Origin of the sequence: Haliscomenobacter sp., assembly GCF_041740695.1 — a bacterium.
Taxonomy (GTDB): Bacteria; Bacteroidota; Bacteroidia; order Chitinophagales; family Saprospiraceae; genus Haliscomenobacter.
Map to the genome: position 1 here is coordinate 13,634 of NZ_JBGSLK010000006.1, position 16,284 is coordinate 29,917.

Below are 16,284 nucleotides of genomic sequence, written 5' to 3' on the forward strand. Positions count from 1 at the left end.
CGACTATTTTGTTTCACAAAGAAAGCACAAAGGGGCACAGAGGACACAAAGTTAGACGTTGACAGAATCTTTCATTTAGAGGTTACCTTCGTCAACAGCTAGCTTTGTGTTCTTTGTGTCCTCTTTGTTTTTTTCTTTGTGATAATAAAATGTCGCTTTGGTGAAATTTAGCTTTGGGATTCTGGTTAAACCTTGAAATCCTCAAGGAAGTATGGGAAAATTATACATTTTGGCACTGTTGGTACTGTTTACACTACTCAACTACAGTGCGGGCTACGCTCAAGGAGCGATTGATTCTACAACTTTCATTTTGACTTCGCGCAAAGTCTGCGTGGGAGACACCATCGAGATACCCGTTCGCACTGTTCATTTCAGGCGTGTAGCGGGTTTTCAATTTGCGATAAGTTGGGCTCCTGGACAGTTTCGTTTTTTGGGCATCAGCAATAGTATTTTTCCCCGAACCGAATTCGATTTTGCAGCTCCAGCGTCAGGCACGCGGGTGAACGTCGCCTGGTTTAAATCGGATGGCACTTTTTCTACCTTGCCAGATACCACCCGAATTTTTGTGCTTCGTTTGGTAGCTTTACAACCGGGTAATCCTGCTACTTTGGGTTTTGTGACGAACCCTCGAGACCAAACGGCGCCAGTAGTCGCACAGTACAATCAAGTTGGTAACAACATTCGGGAATTCCCTCCGGTGCTGATTGGCAATACCATCCAGATTTTACCCTTACCCATTGTACAGGCCACACCAGATACCATTACTTGTCGGGACCCTTTCGTTTTTTTGGATGCTCAGTCTTCTGACTCATTGGCTACTTATGCTTGGAGCGGCCCCAATGGCTACAGTTCTACCCTGGCCAGAGACACCGCTTTTATCCCTGGGCGCTATCAGGTGATTGCCACCACGGATTCATTGTGTGCCTCCGTTCCACTGGACATTGTGATCGGTTTTGATCAAACTCAACCAGTAGCACCTACCCTGCGTGGAGATAGCATCAATTGTTTGCGCCGAGAGGTGCAGTTGGGGTTTTCGCCCGTCAACAACACCCTGGAATATTATTGGATTACTCCCCAGAACGATACATTACCTGATCCATTGGCACCCACCAACGTGGGAGGCACCTATCGATTGATCGTCGTACAACCCAGCAATGGCTGCCAAAACAACGCCGACTTTACCGTAGTGGTAGATACCTTGGCACCAAGCATTCAACTGAGTGGACAAGGGCAATTGGATTGCCGCTCCCAATCGGTACTCTTGAATGCGAGCAGTACTAGCAAAAACTTGAGTTATACCTGGCGCAATGGCATGGGAGGAACGGTTAGTCAGGATTCATTCTTACGTGTCAATACGGCTGGCTCGTACCAGCTTAGTGTGCGCAGTACCAGCAACGCTTGTCAGGCCAGTAAAGACACCAGTATTAGCGCTGATACCTTGCGACCTTCAGCTATGCTGGATACCACGGGCAAAATTACCTGTATCAACCGCAGCACGGCATTGAGGGCTACGGTCAACTCCAATCGAGTGGAAACCTTTTGGATTTCCCCTTCTTTGCTCGATACCCTATCGCGCAACGCGAGCACTACGGCTTTTAGTGGTGGGCGGTACACCTTTTTGGTGGTGGATACGGTCAATGGCTGCGATTTAAGATTGACCACTACGGTGGAATCGGATACGCTACGCCCTTTCAGTTTAATCCAGGTACAAACGCCCTTTTCTTGTGCCAATCCTACGGCTGCCCTAGCTGTGGATGTGTTGCCGAGTGTGACTTATTCCTGGTCAGGCCAAGGAATAAGTGGTGCAAATACGGCTGCGACAATACAAGTCAATACTCCTGGACAGTACAATGTGGTACTCAGTAACGCCAATAATGGTTGCACCTTTAGCGATTCATTTCAATTGGGCGGCAATACCGATGGCCCTCAGTTTGATCGCATCAATTTGAAGCAGCCGCCATGTGCCACTGATGGTCGGGGTAGCATTGGCATCGAATTGGTGAGTGGGGGAGTAGCGCCTTATACTTTTTCCTTACGGGATAGCACTTTTGCTAGCCAACGCAATTTCAACAACCTTGCGCCGGGTACTTACCGCATTAAAGTACAAGACGCTGCTGGATGTGAAGGAGATACCAGCTTGACCATTCTGGCATCTATACCCATCGAGGTGAGCATCACTGCGCCTACCAACGAAGTCACTCCGGGCGATTCCCTACAATTGACCGCAGTTCTGGGTGACTCTACAGGCTTGGCCTCCTTGCAATGGGTGGGCACCAATCTTGCTGCGTGTGATGGCTGCAACAGCATTCAAGTGAACCCTACGCGCAGTACCGTATACCAGGTTCAGGTGTTGAGTGCAAATGGTTGTCGCTCGCAGGCGGTGTTCAATGTTTTTGTGGTTAAAAAAGACCAGGTTTATGCACCAACAGCCTTTTCTCCCAATGGCGACAGCAAAAATGACCGCTTTTATTTGTTGGGCAAAAAGAACCTGAAAATTGTGCAGTTTCGCATTTTTGACCGCTGGGGCAACCTCGTGTACGAAGCCAGCAATGGCACCCTCAACGATGAAGCCATTGGTTGGGATGGTACGTATGGCGGGAAGGCAGTGCCGCCGGGTACATTTGTGTGGATAGCGGAGCTGGAAACCGAGGATCAGGTGCTGCAATCGTACAGTGGGGAAGCGGTGCTGTTGAAGTAAGGGAGTCATTCAAAAAAAGGGCGCTGCCCATTCTTGAGAGATGTCGCCCTTGCAGGGCTTGTTTGCTAAAGGGGAAATTGGAATAGCAATTGGCTATAAATTGCTTGATGTTATATGAACTTTTTGCCAAAACTGGCATTTGCTAATTTATGGCTAAAAAGAAACAAAACAAAACGATACAACTGCTCATCGGTGGCGCAGTAGGCGCTGCGGTGGGCTTCTTTCTCGCGTATGGGGTTATAAAATGGACGCCGGACTTCATCTTCCAAAACTTGAAAGGCAGCGGGGGCATTTGGTGGGAAAACCCGCTAAAATTAGTCCTGGTTTTTGTAGCCATTTGGGCGGCTTTGGCTGCGCATGAGTTGGGACACCTGCTGACAGGACTATTCCAGGGTTTTACTTTCCACTTATATGTAGCAGGTTTTTTGGGTGTTCGCCGCAATCCTTTGGATGATAAAATTGAGTGGTATTTCAATCGCGATGCCAATCTTTTTGGCGGAGTAGCCGCTACTTTACCCACCCAAAAATCACCTGATTTGGTCAAAAAACTGGCGGCTGTAGTGGCTGCCGGGCCGTTGACAAGTATCGGTGGTGCACTATTCGTAGGCGTACCTGCGTTTTTCGTGACCATGAATTTGAGTGCCGCAGGGTCCAATGCTGGCTTAAGAGCCTTGCTCGTATTTTCGCTCATATTTGCGCTTACTTCCTTTTTTTTGTTTCTGGCTACCACCATTCCTGGCCGTACTGGCGCTTTTTTCACCGATCGGGCGCGCTTTTTTCGTTTGATTGGTGGGGGTAAAACGGCGGCCATCGAGCAGGCAGTATTAGAGGTATTGGCGCACAGTTATTCCAATCAACCCTACTCCAATATTGACCCCTCTCAAATCGAGCTGATCAAAACAGATGATTCAGATTTGATGAAAGCTTTTGCCCTTTCAATGAACTATTATCACCGCTTGGATCGGGATGAAAAGGAATTAGCACTCGCCGCAGCTCAGGAAATGGAACCTTTGCTGGAAGATCAACCGCTGACCTTTCGGGTGGAGTTGCAAAAAGACCTGGTGTTTGCCTATGCCTTTTTGGCAAATGATCCGGTTCAGGCACGCAGCATTTGGGAGAAAATGGGCAAATTGGGACAAGGCGGAAAAAATGCCCATACTTTGCTGGCGAAGGCGGCTTTGTTGTATGCCGAAGGGAATTTGAATGAGGCTAAAACGGCGATTGAGGCCGGATTGGCGGCCTTGCCGGGGAATCTGTTGAAGTATAGTGATCGATTTTATCGGGGGTGGTTGGAGGTGTTGGAGGAGAAGTATACTGGGTAAGGGAAATGTATTCAGAAGGATAAATCTAAAGATTGTTTTTTCCCCCATTCCCACTTATATTCACCCGTGAATAGGGTTGCCCTATCCAATTCATTTCCTTACTTACAATCTCTTTCATTCATGAAATTTACTTACCTACTCGTTTGCATCGCTTGTTTGCCACTATTGGCTACCGCACAAAAAAAAGTATCGCTTTTCAATGGCAAAGACCTCAGTGGCTGGAACATCCATGGTACTGAAAAATGGTACGTTGAAAAAGGCGAACTGATCTGTGAAAGTGGCCCCGACAAAGCCTACGGCTATCTTTCCACGGCTGGCAAATACAAAAACTTCGTGCTCAGCCTGCAATTCAAGCAAGAAGCCAACGGCAACAGCGGGGTCTTTTTCCGCTCCAGCATTGAGGGTGTGAAGATCAGCGGCTGGCAAGTCGAAGTGGCACCACTAAATAGCCACAGCGGCGGCGTGTACGAATCTTATGGCCGTGGCTGGCTCATCCAACCCACTGCCGAAGCCGAAAAAGCCCTCAAAACTGGCGAATGGAACCAAATGAAAATCCAGGTCATCGGCGATGAGGTCACCACCTGGCTGAATGGCCAGCAGATGATCTACTTCAAAGACGAAAAAATTGGCAAGGGCGAAGGGTTCATCGCCCTGCAAATCCACGATGGTGGGGGGATTAAGGTGCGTTGGAAAAAATTCCGCTTGACCCAATTGCCTTAGGGAGTGAAAAGTGAATAGTGAAAAGTGAAAAGCTTTTACACCAGCAGCCTTTCAACTGTTTTGTACAATTTTTTTGCTTAAAATTTGGAATGAAAAGGGAAGTGCATTTTTTTCACTTTTCACTTTTCACTTTTCACTTTTCACTTTTCACTTTTCACTTTATTGTTTCTCCCAAATCTCATGCACCGGATTCCCGGTTGAACTTTTGCCCATATGCGTCCACTTGTTGCCTTCCACCAGGGCGTCAAAGCCGAGGGATGCGCCTACACGTGTACTATCGCGGGAAAAGAACTCGATGTTTTCGGTGTATTTGCCGTCTTTGAGGGTGTAAGATCCGCCGCCAGTACCGGAGAAGTCACCTGTTTGGGTATTAATGGCCGCCCATTGGAAGCGGGTTTTGCTGAAAATTTTGATGGTTTTGCGCGCGGCTAAGGGCATAGCACTCAGTTGCCCGTTGTTCATGCGCCCGGTGATGCGCCAGAGGCCGGCGAGGGCAGCGGGGCCATCTTCGGGAATGGCTTTCCAACTTAGTTCGGTTTTGGTGGCAGGGTCTTTTAGGCTCAGGTCTTTTTTCAATTTGGCCAGGAAGACTTTTTCCTTACCTACCGAAGCCTTGTCGTAAGTTGAAAATTCCATTTTGATTTTGAGGCTGTCCTTGACCCAGGTGTAGGTCCCGCCCCAGCTGCCTTTGAATTTTTTGTTGGGCACCGAAAAATCGGTACAAGCCAAGTACGTGGGGGTGCAAATCACTACCCCTTGCCCGGTGTCCCAGGCACCTTCCAGGCTTTGATTGCTGGTGGACTTGGGACTAAACCAGGAAAATGCGCCCAGCCCCAGGGCGATGCAGAGAGAAAACATAAATTTCATCGGAGTATATTTTGGGTGAAACCATTTGTCTATGACATTCACAATGTAAAATAGTAGCTTAATTTAATGTTTTTTAAGCAAAACTGAACTTCCGCTGTTTCTATACAAAATAAGCATTATGAAATTGATGAAATGGATGTTGGTGCTCATGGCCCTTTTTTTCACTTGTATGCCTCAATTGGGGCGGCAGGACCTTTCAGCCAAATCGAGTACGGTAAAAAAAGAAGGAAAAATTGGCTTAGGTCCTTACTGGTTTGAAGGCAAGGCAGAAATCAACCACTATACCTTATCTCAAAATCGCTACCGCGACCTCCACCCGGGAGAGGCCGTCCTGGTATTCGTGACCGAGCCTTTTTTGACCGACAAACAAGTCAAAAATGACCAAGGGCAAAAAAAGAACTCCACGACTGTACTGAAACTCAACAACATTCAACGCTTCACGACCGGGATTTATGACTATTCGGTGATGACTTCGGTGTTTACCCCCGAGGAGTTGAAACGTTTCCCTCACTCGCTTAAAGTGACCAGCAGCAGCCAGGACTGGTGCGGCCAAACCTTCATGCAAATCAATGCGGACAAAGAAAATTACAAGGTAGAATTGCGCTCCTATTTTGAAAACGAAGCGGATCAAAATCTGAGTTTACCACAAGCCCTGTTGGAAGATGAAGTATGGACACGCCTGCGGATGGGGCCGGATGCTTTGCCTTTGGGTACGGTGCAGGTTTATCCCAGCACCATGTACATCCGCCTGATGCACAAACCTTTTAAAGCCTATACTGCAGAAGCAAAGCTGGAAAATTACGAGGGCAAAGAATTTAAAGGAAACAACTTAAAGGTATACCAACTCAATTTTCCGGAACTGGAACGCAAGCTGGAGATCGTTTATCAGGACAAAGAGCCTTTCCTGATCGAGGGTTGGATGGACAGTCATCCGGCTTTGTTGGATAAACAAATGCGCCAAACCATTGCTACAAGAACCCATACTTTGCTAGAGGCTTATTGGCAAAAAAACAACTTGAAAGATCTACCCCTGCGGAAGGATTTGGGAATGGACTAAGCGCTTGTTTAAAATTTTTTGTTTTGCTGCAAATGGCCCAATTTGGGGTGAATTTCGTTCCGAAAATGCTCATGTAGCGCTGCTACACTCCGCTTTTCGTGCCTCATTCACCCCAAATTAGCCTCATTTTCGCCTAAAACAAAAATATTTAAACAAGCTCTAAAAAATTCGGATACCAATGGAAAGGCCGCGTTCTCTGTCTGAAGAGCGCGGCCTTTTTAATTTATCAATTTGTTCTAAAACAAGTGTTTAGGTTCTTTCTAATAGCTTAGAACCAAAAATGAGAAATAAAACTAGGCAAAAAGCTGCGATGATCATGGGAGACGGTTTTGGGTAAAAAAGAAACGATTTAAGCTGGAACATACAGTGTAGGGTAAACGTCAGTGTCAGCGGTAGTGAAGTCAAAATACAAGCGATAGGTACACCTGAATGGTCACACCGTGTATTGTAGGTGTGTGTAGAGGGAGAAACGTGGTGGGAGAAAAAAATAGTATATGAGGGAGGAAAAAAAGTTGGAGAAGGTTGAGGAAAGTTGAGGAGTTTAGAAGTTTAGGCTGCCGCAGAAACTTAGACAAGAAGATTGTCAAAATCGCTGCGGTAGCCTAAACTTCTCAACCTCTCAACCTCTCAACTTTTTTATTTTGCGGCGAGGTAGCGACGGTTCACTTCCTCCCAATTGATTACGTTGTAGAAAGACTCGATGTAATCAGGGCGACGGTTCTGATAGTTCAGGTAATAAGCGTGTTCCCAAACATCCATGCCGAGAATCGGGGTTCCTTTTTTCTCTGCCACATCCATCAGAGGATTGTCCTGATTAGGGCTAGAGCTCACGAACAACTTCCCATCGGCATCGACACTCAACCAGGCCCAACCGGAGCCAAAGCGTGTAGCGCCAGCCGCAGAGAAGTCTTTCTTAAAGGTGTCAAAACCACCCAAATCCTCAGTAATGGCTGCATGGATCGCAGTGCCTTCTGCTGGTGTAGGGCTGCCATTGGGCGACATGATGGTCCAGAACAAGTTGTGGTTGAAATAACCGCCCCCATTGTTGCGTACAGCGGGAGGAAACTGGGAGATATTGGCCAAGATGGACTCGATTGATTTGCCTTCGTGTCCAGTACCTGCCAGTGCAGCGTTCAGGTTATTGGTATAGGCAGCGTGGTGTTTACCGTGGTGGATTTCCATGGTGCGTGCATCAATATTGGGTTCGAGTGCGTCAAATGCATAGGGCAACGCTGGAAGTTCAAAAGCCATGATTGCTTGATTTTTTGATGGGTTAAAAATTGCGACCGAAAGGTACTTTAAAAACGCTTTAACCGGTAAAGAGTTTTAGCGTAAAGCACCAGACTTGACGTTTTTTTAACCTGCTTGTTAAAATTAATCCGCTTATAGCTATTCTCGGAGATCCTCGATGTGATACCCCGGGTAACTGGCTTTGTTGAATCCAAAACTGCTGTCCGCCAAAGGTTTGTTGGGTATGACATTGTTCATGACCACGGTGTACCGCGAGCCATCCTTCCCAAAAGCCTTCATCTCGATGAATTCCTGGGTCTTTTTGTCAATGTTCAAGCGCAGTTTGGAGTATTCGGAATACTTGTCGGTGGGTTTGAACTCAATTTCCTGGATCACCCGTTTGCCTTGGGCATATTCGTTGGTGATGGAATAGAGGAAGTCTTTACGCAGGTAAATGCGAAACAGGGCTTGTGGCGACAAAATGCTTTCATCGTCGTTGGGGTCAGGCATGTTGTTGATTTGCACCTCTTTGTTTTTGGGTAGGATGATCCAAACTGCTTTTCCATCCGAGATCACCGTTTGTTGATTGAAACTCACCCGGTATTTGTTGCCTTTTTGCAGGAGTTTGCCCTTTTGAATTTCTTTGGGTTGTTCGGGCATTTCCAGAATCAGTGAAAAATCAGCTTCAAGGGTTTTGTAGCCCTCGTATTTGGAGCGCATTTTCTCCAGTACCACTTTGGTCGCTGGATCCGAAGTTTCTTTGGGGGGAGTGACCACCTTGGTTTTGGTTTGGGCACTCAATAAGCTTACGTTTATGGCCAATAGGCTGAACAAGAGTACTTTTTTCATTTTTTTAGATTAATACGTGAACCCATGGATGGTAGAGACGCACGGCCGTGCGTCTCTACGGCCAGATAACGCCATTTAGACGGTTAAAATTGATTTTAGAAACGATTTTGTCCAGTTAAAGTTTTGATAAAGTGAGTACAAACGCTTCAGTACTGGCTTGTTTCATCAAAGTATAAGGTATTCGAACTACAGTCGTCTTTTTTCCTGTTTTTAGTTTTTGCATTTTATAACAGTCGGGTTTTATAGGTGGCCAGGGGGACGCTCCTGGCTTTTTATTTGGCCCTATTTTTCAGAATAAATGGCATTGAAATTTTTTATTTGCCTGCAAATGCATGAAAATATGCATATTAAAGCAAATTTTAGGGGGATATACCTGAAAATTTACACTCAGTTAACATAGCTTTAAAAAATTAGCATTACCTTCGTTTTGGATTTAAACTTACTCATGAGTAGTCTCCATTTACAACACTCAAGTTTGCTAAAAAATCAGATCCAGGACGAGTTGAAAAAACGGCTGGCTGAACGGGATTATTTCTTTGTGCCCCAGCTCAATCAATTCCGTCGGGTTACTCCAACTGGCTTTCAATGCATTATATTGAATTGGATTCCAGGGGATAATATCCAGATTCTGGAAGTAAACCTGGCGGTTAGGCACGATGCCGTGGAGGACTTAGCCAATCCTTTTACCCAAGGATTGCCCGAGTTGCAATCAAACAATTTCACCTTGTTTACACCACTAGGCAAATTATTTGAGCAGCCCATTGAGCGCTTTTCAATTTGTTGTGAAGACGATATCCTGCCAGCTGTAAACGCCATTCAAAAAGGGATTTTATCACGAGGAATCAGTTTCCTCGAGCGCTACACCCGCCTCGAAAACGTAGACAATCTGTACAATACCGACCCGGAAACACCTACCCTTTACCTGCACAACCAACTGCACCGTTGCATGCGCGCGATTGCCATTGCACGCCTTAGCTTGCGCCCCGACTTTGAACGTTTGGCCTCTGCTTACCGCGAACAACTCAAAAAATTGGGGGTAACTGAACTGGTGCTCGACCGTTACGATCGACTCTGGCGCTTTTTACGCACCTATTCGATGAATTAATGCACCACGGATCAATACAATCTGAATCTTTTCTGCTTCTTTTTTCAAAATTTTTCCAAATTTGTGGGTTCAATTTTTTTCGTTCAATAGACAAACGGGCGAGTAACGTTTTTTTCCATGCAACTAAAAAAAATTCAAGAAGCACTAGATCAATTTAAAACGCACCTGGCCTCCGAGGCCAAAGAGGAGCACCTCTACATTTACGAGTCGCAAAAAATCTTCCAAGAAAACTGGAATTTGGAGTCCACCGACCCAGTGTCGATGTACAATCGCAGCCTCAACAATACCCAAACCCGCCGTTTGTGGAACCGCGAGAACTACGAACCCAAACGGATGATGTTGGAATTCTGGCGCATGCAGCCTGATTTTGTCAAACAGATGTTTCAAGACCTTTTTGATGAAAATAAAAAAGTCGATGGCAGGGTAGGGCGCTTTGTTTTTTATTGTGATGAATTGTTGACCGAATTTTTGGAAAAACACCCCCGTAGCCGGGAAGGCAAACATTTTCATCAGGACGGTTACCAAATCGTATCGCTGTACCTGGCTTTTCGGTATCCGGACCACTACAGCCTGTATCATTTTGATCGTTTCAAACGCCTGCTCAGCGCCTTGGGCACCCCGGATATGCCAGCTACCCACGATTTTGAAAGATTTTGCAAAGTGGTGAAGACACTTTGGGGTTTTATGCAAAAAGATGATGAATTGATGGCTGCTCACCGAGAGCGACTGGAAGAAGGCAAACATTACCAGGGCGAAAGTTTATTGCCAGTTTACGAATTGATGCAGATCATTTAATCTCATTTGACGGTTTAATTCTCAGTAGTTCAGTAGTTTTGCCGCAACCTATTCCATAAACCTGTACACTGTGCCCTTGAAAATTCTAATCATCCGTTTTTCATCGATTGGCGATATTGTGCTGACTACTCCTGTAGTGCGTTGTCTGAAACAGCAACTACAGGCAGAAGTACATTTTTTGACCAAAAAACCATTCAGAAGCATCCTGGACGCCAATCCATATGTCGACAAGGTTTATGCGATTAAGTCGAAAATCGGTGAAATCAGTCAGGAATTAAAACGCGAACAATACGATTGGGTGATCGATTTGCACCACAACCTGCGCAGTTTCCAAGTCAAACGTTTGTTGCGCGTTGCCAACCGTTCTTTTGATAAAATCAACTTACAAAAATGGCTAATGGTACGTTTTAAATGGAACGTATTGCCCCGCGCCCACATCGTCCACCGCTATCTGGATACGGTCAAAAAACTAGGCGTTCAATACGACGGCCAAGGCCTGGATTATTTTATCCCAGAAGCACAGGAACTCCCCCTTCGCAATCTGGCTACCGACCAAAACCTCTCGCCAGAACTCCGCAATGCCCTGCAACAAGGTCAATACATTGCCCTAGTCATCGGCGCTGCCCACGCTACCAAACGTTTGCCCGTCAATAAATTAATCGAAATATGCCAAGGCATCAAGTTACCGATTTTACTATTGGGTGGGCCCGATGATCGCCCGGCAGCAGAACAAATTGCCCGTGCTACTGGAACCCACGTTGTCAACACTTGTGGGCAATATAGCTTGCATCAATCGGCATCATTGGTTCGCCAGGCCCAACAAGTTATCACCCACGATACTGGGCTGATGCACATCGCTGCGGCCTTGCGCAAGCCCATAGTTTCGGTGTGGGGCAATACCATCCCTGAATTTGGCATGACTCCGTTTTACCCGGATGGGATGGATGAGAATACTACGGTTGAGGTAAAAAACCTGAGCTGTCGGCCTTGCTCCAAGATTGGCTTTGATGCCTGTCCCAAGGGCCATTTTAATTGCATGGAGCAAATTGACCCTGAAAAAATCTTTCTAGCGATCGAGCCCTTCATTCCTATCAAGATTAGCTGATGGGTGACAATAAATAAAAAAAAACGCTAAAAGGGCTTTACACAATCCATAATTCCAGCGAATCTGCGTTAATTTGTTTGTGCGGTCGATAGATAACCGCTAACTTACCGTTTAAAAACCAGCGTATGAGAATTTTCTACCGGCTGAGCTGCTTTTTTTTGCTTTGCACTACGGTCCATCTGGGAGCCCAAGACATTCACTTTTCCCAGTACAACATGTCGCCCCTTACCCTAAACCCCGCCCAAGCCGGAGCTTTTTTTGGCACTGCCAGGATCGGTGGAATTTACCGGGATCAGTGGTTGTTTCTTCCCAAAGATTATTCCACTCGTTCCTTTTTTATTGATGCCCCGGTCATCAAAGGTTTTCGCAAAAAACGCAACGACTGGGTCGGCGCTGGCTTTTCATTTTATGGCGACCGGGCAGGTACTTCTCGTTTGGGCTCCGCGCAGCAAGGTGCCATCAACGCATCTTACCATTTTGCACTGACCAAAAAAGGAGATCAACACTTGACTCTGGGGATTTCAACCGGGAGCACCAAGTATTCAGTACGGGCAGATAGTTTGCGTTTTGAAGAAGATATTCTGGGGCCTGGTGGCGGTGGTGGACAAATTAGTTCTGATCGGCAACGCTTCGGACAAGGCTCTAGTGATCCAGATAACCCTTATTTCGAATCTCAGGCATCGCGTACTTTTTCAGTTGGCTTGATGTTCAAATCGACCAATAAGGAAGGTGATTTGTTGGAGCTTGGGGTTTCTGCAGCACACATCAACGGCCCGGAATATGGCTTTGGCCTCGGCAATCGGGATACCACCGATACTGGTAAACGGGCCAACAAAGTTAAAAAACCAACTCGAACCATCTTTCATGGTTTGTACACCAAAAACCTGACCGATAAAATAAGCATTTCGCCCTCCCTTTTGTTCCAGTCGGTAGCGAATTCTACCGAGATTGTACCAGAATTAATGGGTGGCTACAAGTGGACCAAAGACATTCGTTTCAATGCGGGTTTGGGTTACCGCGTAGGGGATGCAGCCATCTTACTGTTGGGCGTAGACCACAAAGACCTGCGCATTGGTGCGTCCTGGGACATGCGTTTGGGCGAATTGTCCAGCGCCCGGGGCATCAAAGGTGGTTTTGAACTGGCGGCCAACTACATCATCAAGTTGTACAAAAAGCCCAATGTGCCACCTTCACTTTTGTGTCCAAGACTTTAAATTTAGTATGCCAATAGACGTTATGAACAGAGGGTTCTGGCCGACCAAACTTTTGTGCATAAAGTCTAATATCCTTAGTTGATATGAAAAGTTATTTTTCAATTTTGTTGTTGCTTCTTTTTGCTGGGCTTAGTTTACATGCTCAGCCCTTGCGCAAGTCTTCCCGGGAAGCAAATATGGAAGCTGCCGAGGCCGCTATGGCGGACAAGAATTACTATCAGGCAGTCCTCCTGCTGGAAAAGGCTTACGAGGAAGTAGAAGATGAGTCGCTGCTACCACAATTGGCGGATATGAATTACCAACTGCGGGATTATACCAAAGCGGCGCGTTATTACCGGGCTTTGTTGCGCAAAGACAAACAGAACAACTTTGTCGAGCTGCGCTACAAATTTGGTCGTTCACTCAAGATGAACGGAGACTGTGAGGAAGCCCTGGATGAGTTCCAAAAATTCATCGGTGCCACCAAAGATGAAAAACTCAAGGAGTTGGCGCAATACGAAGTGACGGGCTGTGAATTGGCCATGTCCAAAACCAAAGCTAAAGTAACACCCAAGGCTTTGGACAAAAACGTGAGCAACGCTTTTTCGGAGTATTCTCCGTCCTTGTACCGCGATGGTAGCCTCTATTACGTCAGTTTTGAAACCGACGAGGTGGTGATTGCTTCCGATTCTGCGGAGGAAAAAGGGGCCAAAATTTACAAAACTACCAAAACGGATAAAGGCTGGAATAAACCCGAAGTGTTGGATCAAAAAATCAACCGCGAGGGTTACCAAACCTCCTTTGTATCCTTCTCACCCGATGGCAGTCGCATGTACTTCACCCGTGCGTTAATGCAAGGCAATGAAGTATCCGAAAGTAAAATATTCTTCAGCCAGGGCGGCGGCGACTCCTGGGGCGCTGCAGAGGAATGCACCGGTGTTAATGGCGAATATTTGTCACTACACCCCATAGTTGGCGAACTGTTTGGCAAAGAAGTGCTCTTTTTTACCTCCAATATGGATGGTGGACAAGGAGGTTTAGACCTCTATTATGCCACTTACAAAGGGGAAGGAGTATACGGTGATCCAATCAATTTGGGCCCAAAAATCAACACCCCTGGGGATGAAGTTACGCCGTTCTATTTTGATGGTACCCTGTACTTCAGTTCAAGCGGCCATCCCGGTTATGGTGGTCAGGATATTTTCTTTACAGTTTGGAATGGTCAGGTATGGAGCGAACCCCGCAACCTTGGCAATGGCTACAACTCTTCTACCGATGATCAATACTTCTCATTGGATCGGGAAGGGTACAAGGGCTTTTTTACCTCCAATCGCCCTGGCACCAACCGCTCAGTACGTGCCAAAACCTGCTGCGACGACATCTATGAGTTTGAAGTGCCACGTATCAAGGCAGATTTGGTAGTTGGGGTGTTTGACATCGCTAAAAAGCCACTCAAAGGTGGGACCACCAACCTCGGAACAGTTGCAACCACCGAAATTACCCCGGTTGATCAAAAACTCAATACCGATGGCAACCGCTTTGATTTCCCCTTGACATTGGACAAAGCCTATAAAGTTAAAGTGACCGTGCCCGGGTATTTCCCCGATAGCGCGCAGGTTTCCACGATTGGCTTGAAAGAAACTAAGGTTTTGGAAAAAAGATTCTTCCTGAAAGCCCGTCCCGAAACCAAGGTGAAAGAAGAACCTGAATACGATACGGTTACTACTGAGCAACCCATTCTTTTGGACAACATCGTTTATGGCTACGACGACGATAAAATCACGCCAGAATCCGAACCCGACCTCAATCTGGTTTTGGACCTGATGAAAAAATACCCCGAGATGGTCATCGAGCTAAGCTCACATACCGACTACCGGGGCCGGGATACCTACAACCAGGATTTGTCTCAACGCCGCGCTGAATCTGCGCGTAAATGGTTATTGGCAAAAGGAATCGCTTCTACCCGGATTCAGGCCAAAGGTTATGGTGAAGCTCAACCCAAACCTGTGAATGAAAAAATGGCGGGGGAGAACTTGTTCATGACCGTGAAAGATACCCTCACCCAGACCTTCATCGACAACCTGGAAACCAAGGAACAACAGGAAGCTGCACACCAGTTGAATCGCCGTACGGAGTTCAAAATTATCAAGGGGCCGACCAAAATTGTGATCAAACGGGCGGAATTGCGCAAAAAACCGACCACCACCAAACCTGCGCCCAACCGCAATAAGTTGATTGATACGGTTCCGGTTCCTGCTCCAGTGAAAGATACCATTCACCGCTTCTCCACGCTGTATTATGCGAAAGACCTCAAAGGGGTTCCAGTTATGCAGTTCAAAATCCGCGAAGTAGATTTTGGCAAAGTGAAAAAGGGTGAGAAACGCGAATATACCTTTGAATTCACCAACAAAGGGGATGCTGAGCTCAAAATTGCCATCATCACCGCCTGTGATTGCACCACAACGGATTATTCCACCGATGCAGTGAAACCTGGCGAGTCGGGCAAAATCAAAGTGACTTTCGATAGCACCGATAAAACCGAAAGTGAAACCATCGATGTGGACATCATCCTGGAGAATACCATGCCGGGGAAGGATAGTCCAATTATCGAAAGGTTGCAGTACAAGTTTGAATTGGTGAAGTAGTTGGAAACTTACAGTAGTGATTTTTTGTTACATCACTACTGTAAGTTTTACAATCATTTTAATTGATTTTTATGCAAAAACTCATTCTAAACATAGAAGAAAGTCGATATGGATTAATTCTTCAATTTTTAAAAACTTTGGATTATGTGAAAATTGAAGAAGAAGTTCCTTCTCCTAACCTAGAGCGAGAAGAGGTAAAGCCTAGCTCTGATAGTCAACTGTTCTTATTGCAAGAAACACTCAAAAAACAGACCTCCCCTCTTTTTCAGGATATTATTAATCCTGTAGAATGGCAAAATCAACAAAGGAATGAGTGGTCGTAGACTTTTGCTGGATTCCAATATCATTATTTATGTTGCAAAAAAACAATTAGACCCTGGAGGCTTTATTCAGCCCGAGGACGAGCTTTTTATTTCGGACATTTCATACATGGAGACTCTGGGCTATCCTTTTTCTGATGAAAATGAAAAACGAGAGACCACAGCCATACTAGATGTTTTGTTCCGTTTCTCCATCGAAGAATCTATAGTCCAGAAAGTAGTTGAAATCAAGCAACAGCGCAGAATTAAGTTGCCAGATGCGATTATCGCAGCAACGGCAATCGTTCGCAACTGTGCAATAGTCACCAGGAATGTAAGCGACTTTCAAAACTTTGCAGGCCTTGTGGTTATTAACCCGATGTAATATCTTGGCAGGGC

At 46.1% G+C, this 16,284-nt stretch carries 14 protein-coding genes; 11 read left to right on the top strand and 3 right to left on the bottom strand.

Annotated features, from left to right (window positions below; genetic code table 11):
- Nucleotides 1-211: 211 nt before the first annotated feature.
- From ACEW9O_RS00855 to ACEW9O_RS00865, 3 genes are all read left to right on the top strand, one after another.
- Entirely contained in the window at nt 212-2,698 is a 2,487-nt protein-coding gene (locus ACEW9O_RS00855) for a gliding motility-associated C-terminal domain-containing protein (RefSeq protein WP_373548220.1), read from the top strand.
- Nucleotides 2,699-2,847: 149 nt separating this feature from the next.
- Nucleotides 2,848-4,020 carry a M50 family metallopeptidase gene (locus ACEW9O_RS00860; RefSeq protein WP_373548221.1) on the top strand — a complete coding sequence of 391 codons (1,173 nt, stop codon included), beginning with the start codon at nt 2,848-2,850 and terminating at the stop codon, nt 4,018-4,020.
- A gap of 120 nt (nt 4,021-4,140) precedes the next feature.
- On the top strand, nt 4,141-4,740 hold the full coding sequence (locus ACEW9O_RS00865; protein ID WP_373548222.1) for a DUF1080 domain-containing protein: 600 nt from the start codon (nt 4,141-4,143) through the stop codon (nt 4,738-4,740).
- A gap of 159 nt (nt 4,741-4,899) precedes the next feature.
- Here ACEW9O_RS00865 and ACEW9O_RS00870 read toward each other — a convergent pair whose 3' ends face one another.
- Nucleotides 4,900-5,607: a membrane or secreted protein gene (locus tag ACEW9O_RS00870; protein WP_373548223.1), complete on the bottom strand. Its 708-nt coding sequence runs from the start codon at nt 5,605-5,607 to the stop codon at nt 4,900-4,902.
- A 118-nt stretch (nt 5,608-5,725) separates the two neighbouring features.
- Here ACEW9O_RS00870 and ACEW9O_RS00875 point away from each other — a divergent pair, with 118 nt between their 5' ends.
- Nucleotides 5,726-6,664: a hypothetical protein gene (locus tag ACEW9O_RS00875; protein WP_373548224.1), complete on the top strand. Its 939-nt coding sequence runs from the start codon at nt 5,726-5,728 to the stop codon at nt 6,662-6,664.
- Nucleotides 6,665-7,300: 636 nt separating this feature from the next.
- Here the strand turns inward: ACEW9O_RS00875 and ACEW9O_RS00880 are convergent.
- Both ACEW9O_RS00880 and ACEW9O_RS00885 read right to left on the bottom strand, forming a co-directional pair.
- Nucleotides 7,301-7,915, bottom strand: coding sequence for a superoxide dismutase (locus ACEW9O_RS00880; RefSeq protein ID WP_373548225.1), 615 nt, complete (start codon nt 7,913-7,915; stop codon nt 7,301-7,303).
- A 138-nt stretch (nt 7,916-8,053) separates the two neighbouring features.
- Nucleotides 8,054-8,743: an outer membrane lipoprotein carrier protein LolA gene (locus tag ACEW9O_RS00885; RefSeq protein WP_373548226.1), complete on the bottom strand. Its 690-nt coding sequence runs from the start codon at nt 8,741-8,743 to the stop codon at nt 8,054-8,056.
- Nucleotides 8,744-9,218: 475 nt separating this feature from the next.
- Here ACEW9O_RS00885 and ACEW9O_RS00890 point away from each other — a divergent pair, with 475 nt between their 5' ends.
- The 7 genes from ACEW9O_RS00890 to ACEW9O_RS00920 all read left to right on the top strand — a co-directional run bounded on the left by ACEW9O_RS00890 (nt 9,219) and on the right by ACEW9O_RS00920 (nt 16,270).
- Complete coding sequence (locus tag ACEW9O_RS00890; RefSeq protein ID WP_373548227.1) at nt 9,219-9,848, top strand: hypothetical protein; 630 nt, start codon at nt 9,219-9,221, stop codon at nt 9,846-9,848.
- A gap of 117 nt (nt 9,849-9,965) precedes the next feature.
- Entirely contained in the window at nt 9,966-10,643 is a 678-nt protein-coding gene (locus ACEW9O_RS00895; protein WP_373548228.1) for a hypothetical protein, read from the top strand.
- 70 nt (nt 10,644-10,713) lie between these two features.
- Nucleotides 10,714-11,748 (top strand): glycosyltransferase family 9 protein, encoded by a 1,035-nt coding sequence (locus ACEW9O_RS00900; RefSeq protein WP_373548229.1) that lies wholly within the window; start codon nt 10,714-10,716, stop codon nt 11,746-11,748.
- Between the two features lie 125 nt (nt 11,749-11,873).
- Nucleotides 11,874-12,962: a PorP/SprF family type IX secretion system membrane protein gene (locus ACEW9O_RS00905; protein WP_373548230.1), complete on the top strand. Its 1,089-nt coding sequence runs from the start codon at nt 11,874-11,876 to the stop codon at nt 12,960-12,962.
- An 83-nt stretch (nt 12,963-13,045) separates the two neighbouring features.
- Nucleotides 13,046-15,586: a DUF1573 domain-containing protein gene (locus ACEW9O_RS00910; RefSeq protein WP_373548231.1), complete on the top strand. Its 2,541-nt coding sequence runs from the start codon at nt 13,046-13,048 to the stop codon at nt 15,584-15,586.
- 71 nt (nt 15,587-15,657) lie between these two features.
- A complete protein-coding gene (locus tag ACEW9O_RS00915) occupies nt 15,658-15,909 on the top strand; it encodes a hypothetical protein (protein WP_373548232.1) in 252 nt (83 codons plus the stop codon).
- Entirely contained in the window at nt 15,896-16,270 is a 375-nt protein-coding gene (locus ACEW9O_RS00920) for a type II toxin-antitoxin system VapC family toxin (protein WP_373548233.1), read from the top strand. The genes ACEW9O_RS00915 and ACEW9O_RS00920 overlap by 14 nt, the downstream gene beginning before the upstream one ends.
- Nucleotides 16,271-16,284: the final 14 nt, after the last annotated feature.

Bases quoted from the DNA above. Each gene is read 5' to 3' on its own strand.
- ACEW9O_RS00920 (WP_373548233.1), top strand. From the start codon at position 15,896: ATGAGTGGTCGTAGACTTTTGCTGGATTCCAATATCATTATTTATGTT.
- ACEW9O_RS00855 (WP_373548220.1), top strand. From the start codon at position 212: ATGGGAAAATTATACATTTTGGCACTGTTGGTACTGTTTACACTACTC.
- ACEW9O_RS00885 (WP_373548226.1), bottom strand. From the start codon at position 8,743: ATGAAAAAAGTACTCTTGTTCAGCCTATTGGCCATAAACGTAAGCTTA.
- ACEW9O_RS00865 (WP_373548222.1), top strand. From the start codon at position 4,141: ATGAAATTTACTTACCTACTCGTTTGCATCGCTTGTTTGCCACTATTG.
- ACEW9O_RS00870 (WP_373548223.1), bottom strand. From the start codon at position 5,607: ATGAAATTTATGTTTTCTCTCTGCATCGCCCTGGGGCTGGGCGCATTT.
- ACEW9O_RS00895 (WP_373548228.1), top strand. From the start codon at position 9,966: ATGCAACTAAAAAAAATTCAAGAAGCACTAGATCAATTTAAAACGCAC.
- ACEW9O_RS00880 (WP_373548225.1), bottom strand. From the start codon at position 7,915: ATGGCTTTTGAACTTCCAGCGTTGCCCTATGCATTTGACGCACTCGAA.
- ACEW9O_RS00915 (WP_373548232.1), top strand. From the start codon at position 15,658: ATGCAAAAACTCATTCTAAACATAGAAGAAAGTCGATATGGATTAATT.
- ACEW9O_RS00860 (WP_373548221.1), top strand. From the start codon at position 2,848: ATGGCTAAAAAGAAACAAAACAAAACGATACAACTGCTCATCGGTGGC.
- ACEW9O_RS00875 (WP_373548224.1), top strand. From the start codon at position 5,726: ATGAAATTGATGAAATGGATGTTGGTGCTCATGGCCCTTTTTTTCACT.
- ACEW9O_RS00910 (WP_373548231.1), top strand. From the start codon at position 13,046: ATGAAAAGTTATTTTTCAATTTTGTTGTTGCTTCTTTTTGCTGGGCTT.
- ACEW9O_RS00905 (WP_373548230.1), top strand. From the start codon at position 11,874: ATGAGAATTTTCTACCGGCTGAGCTGCTTTTTTTTGCTTTGCACTACG.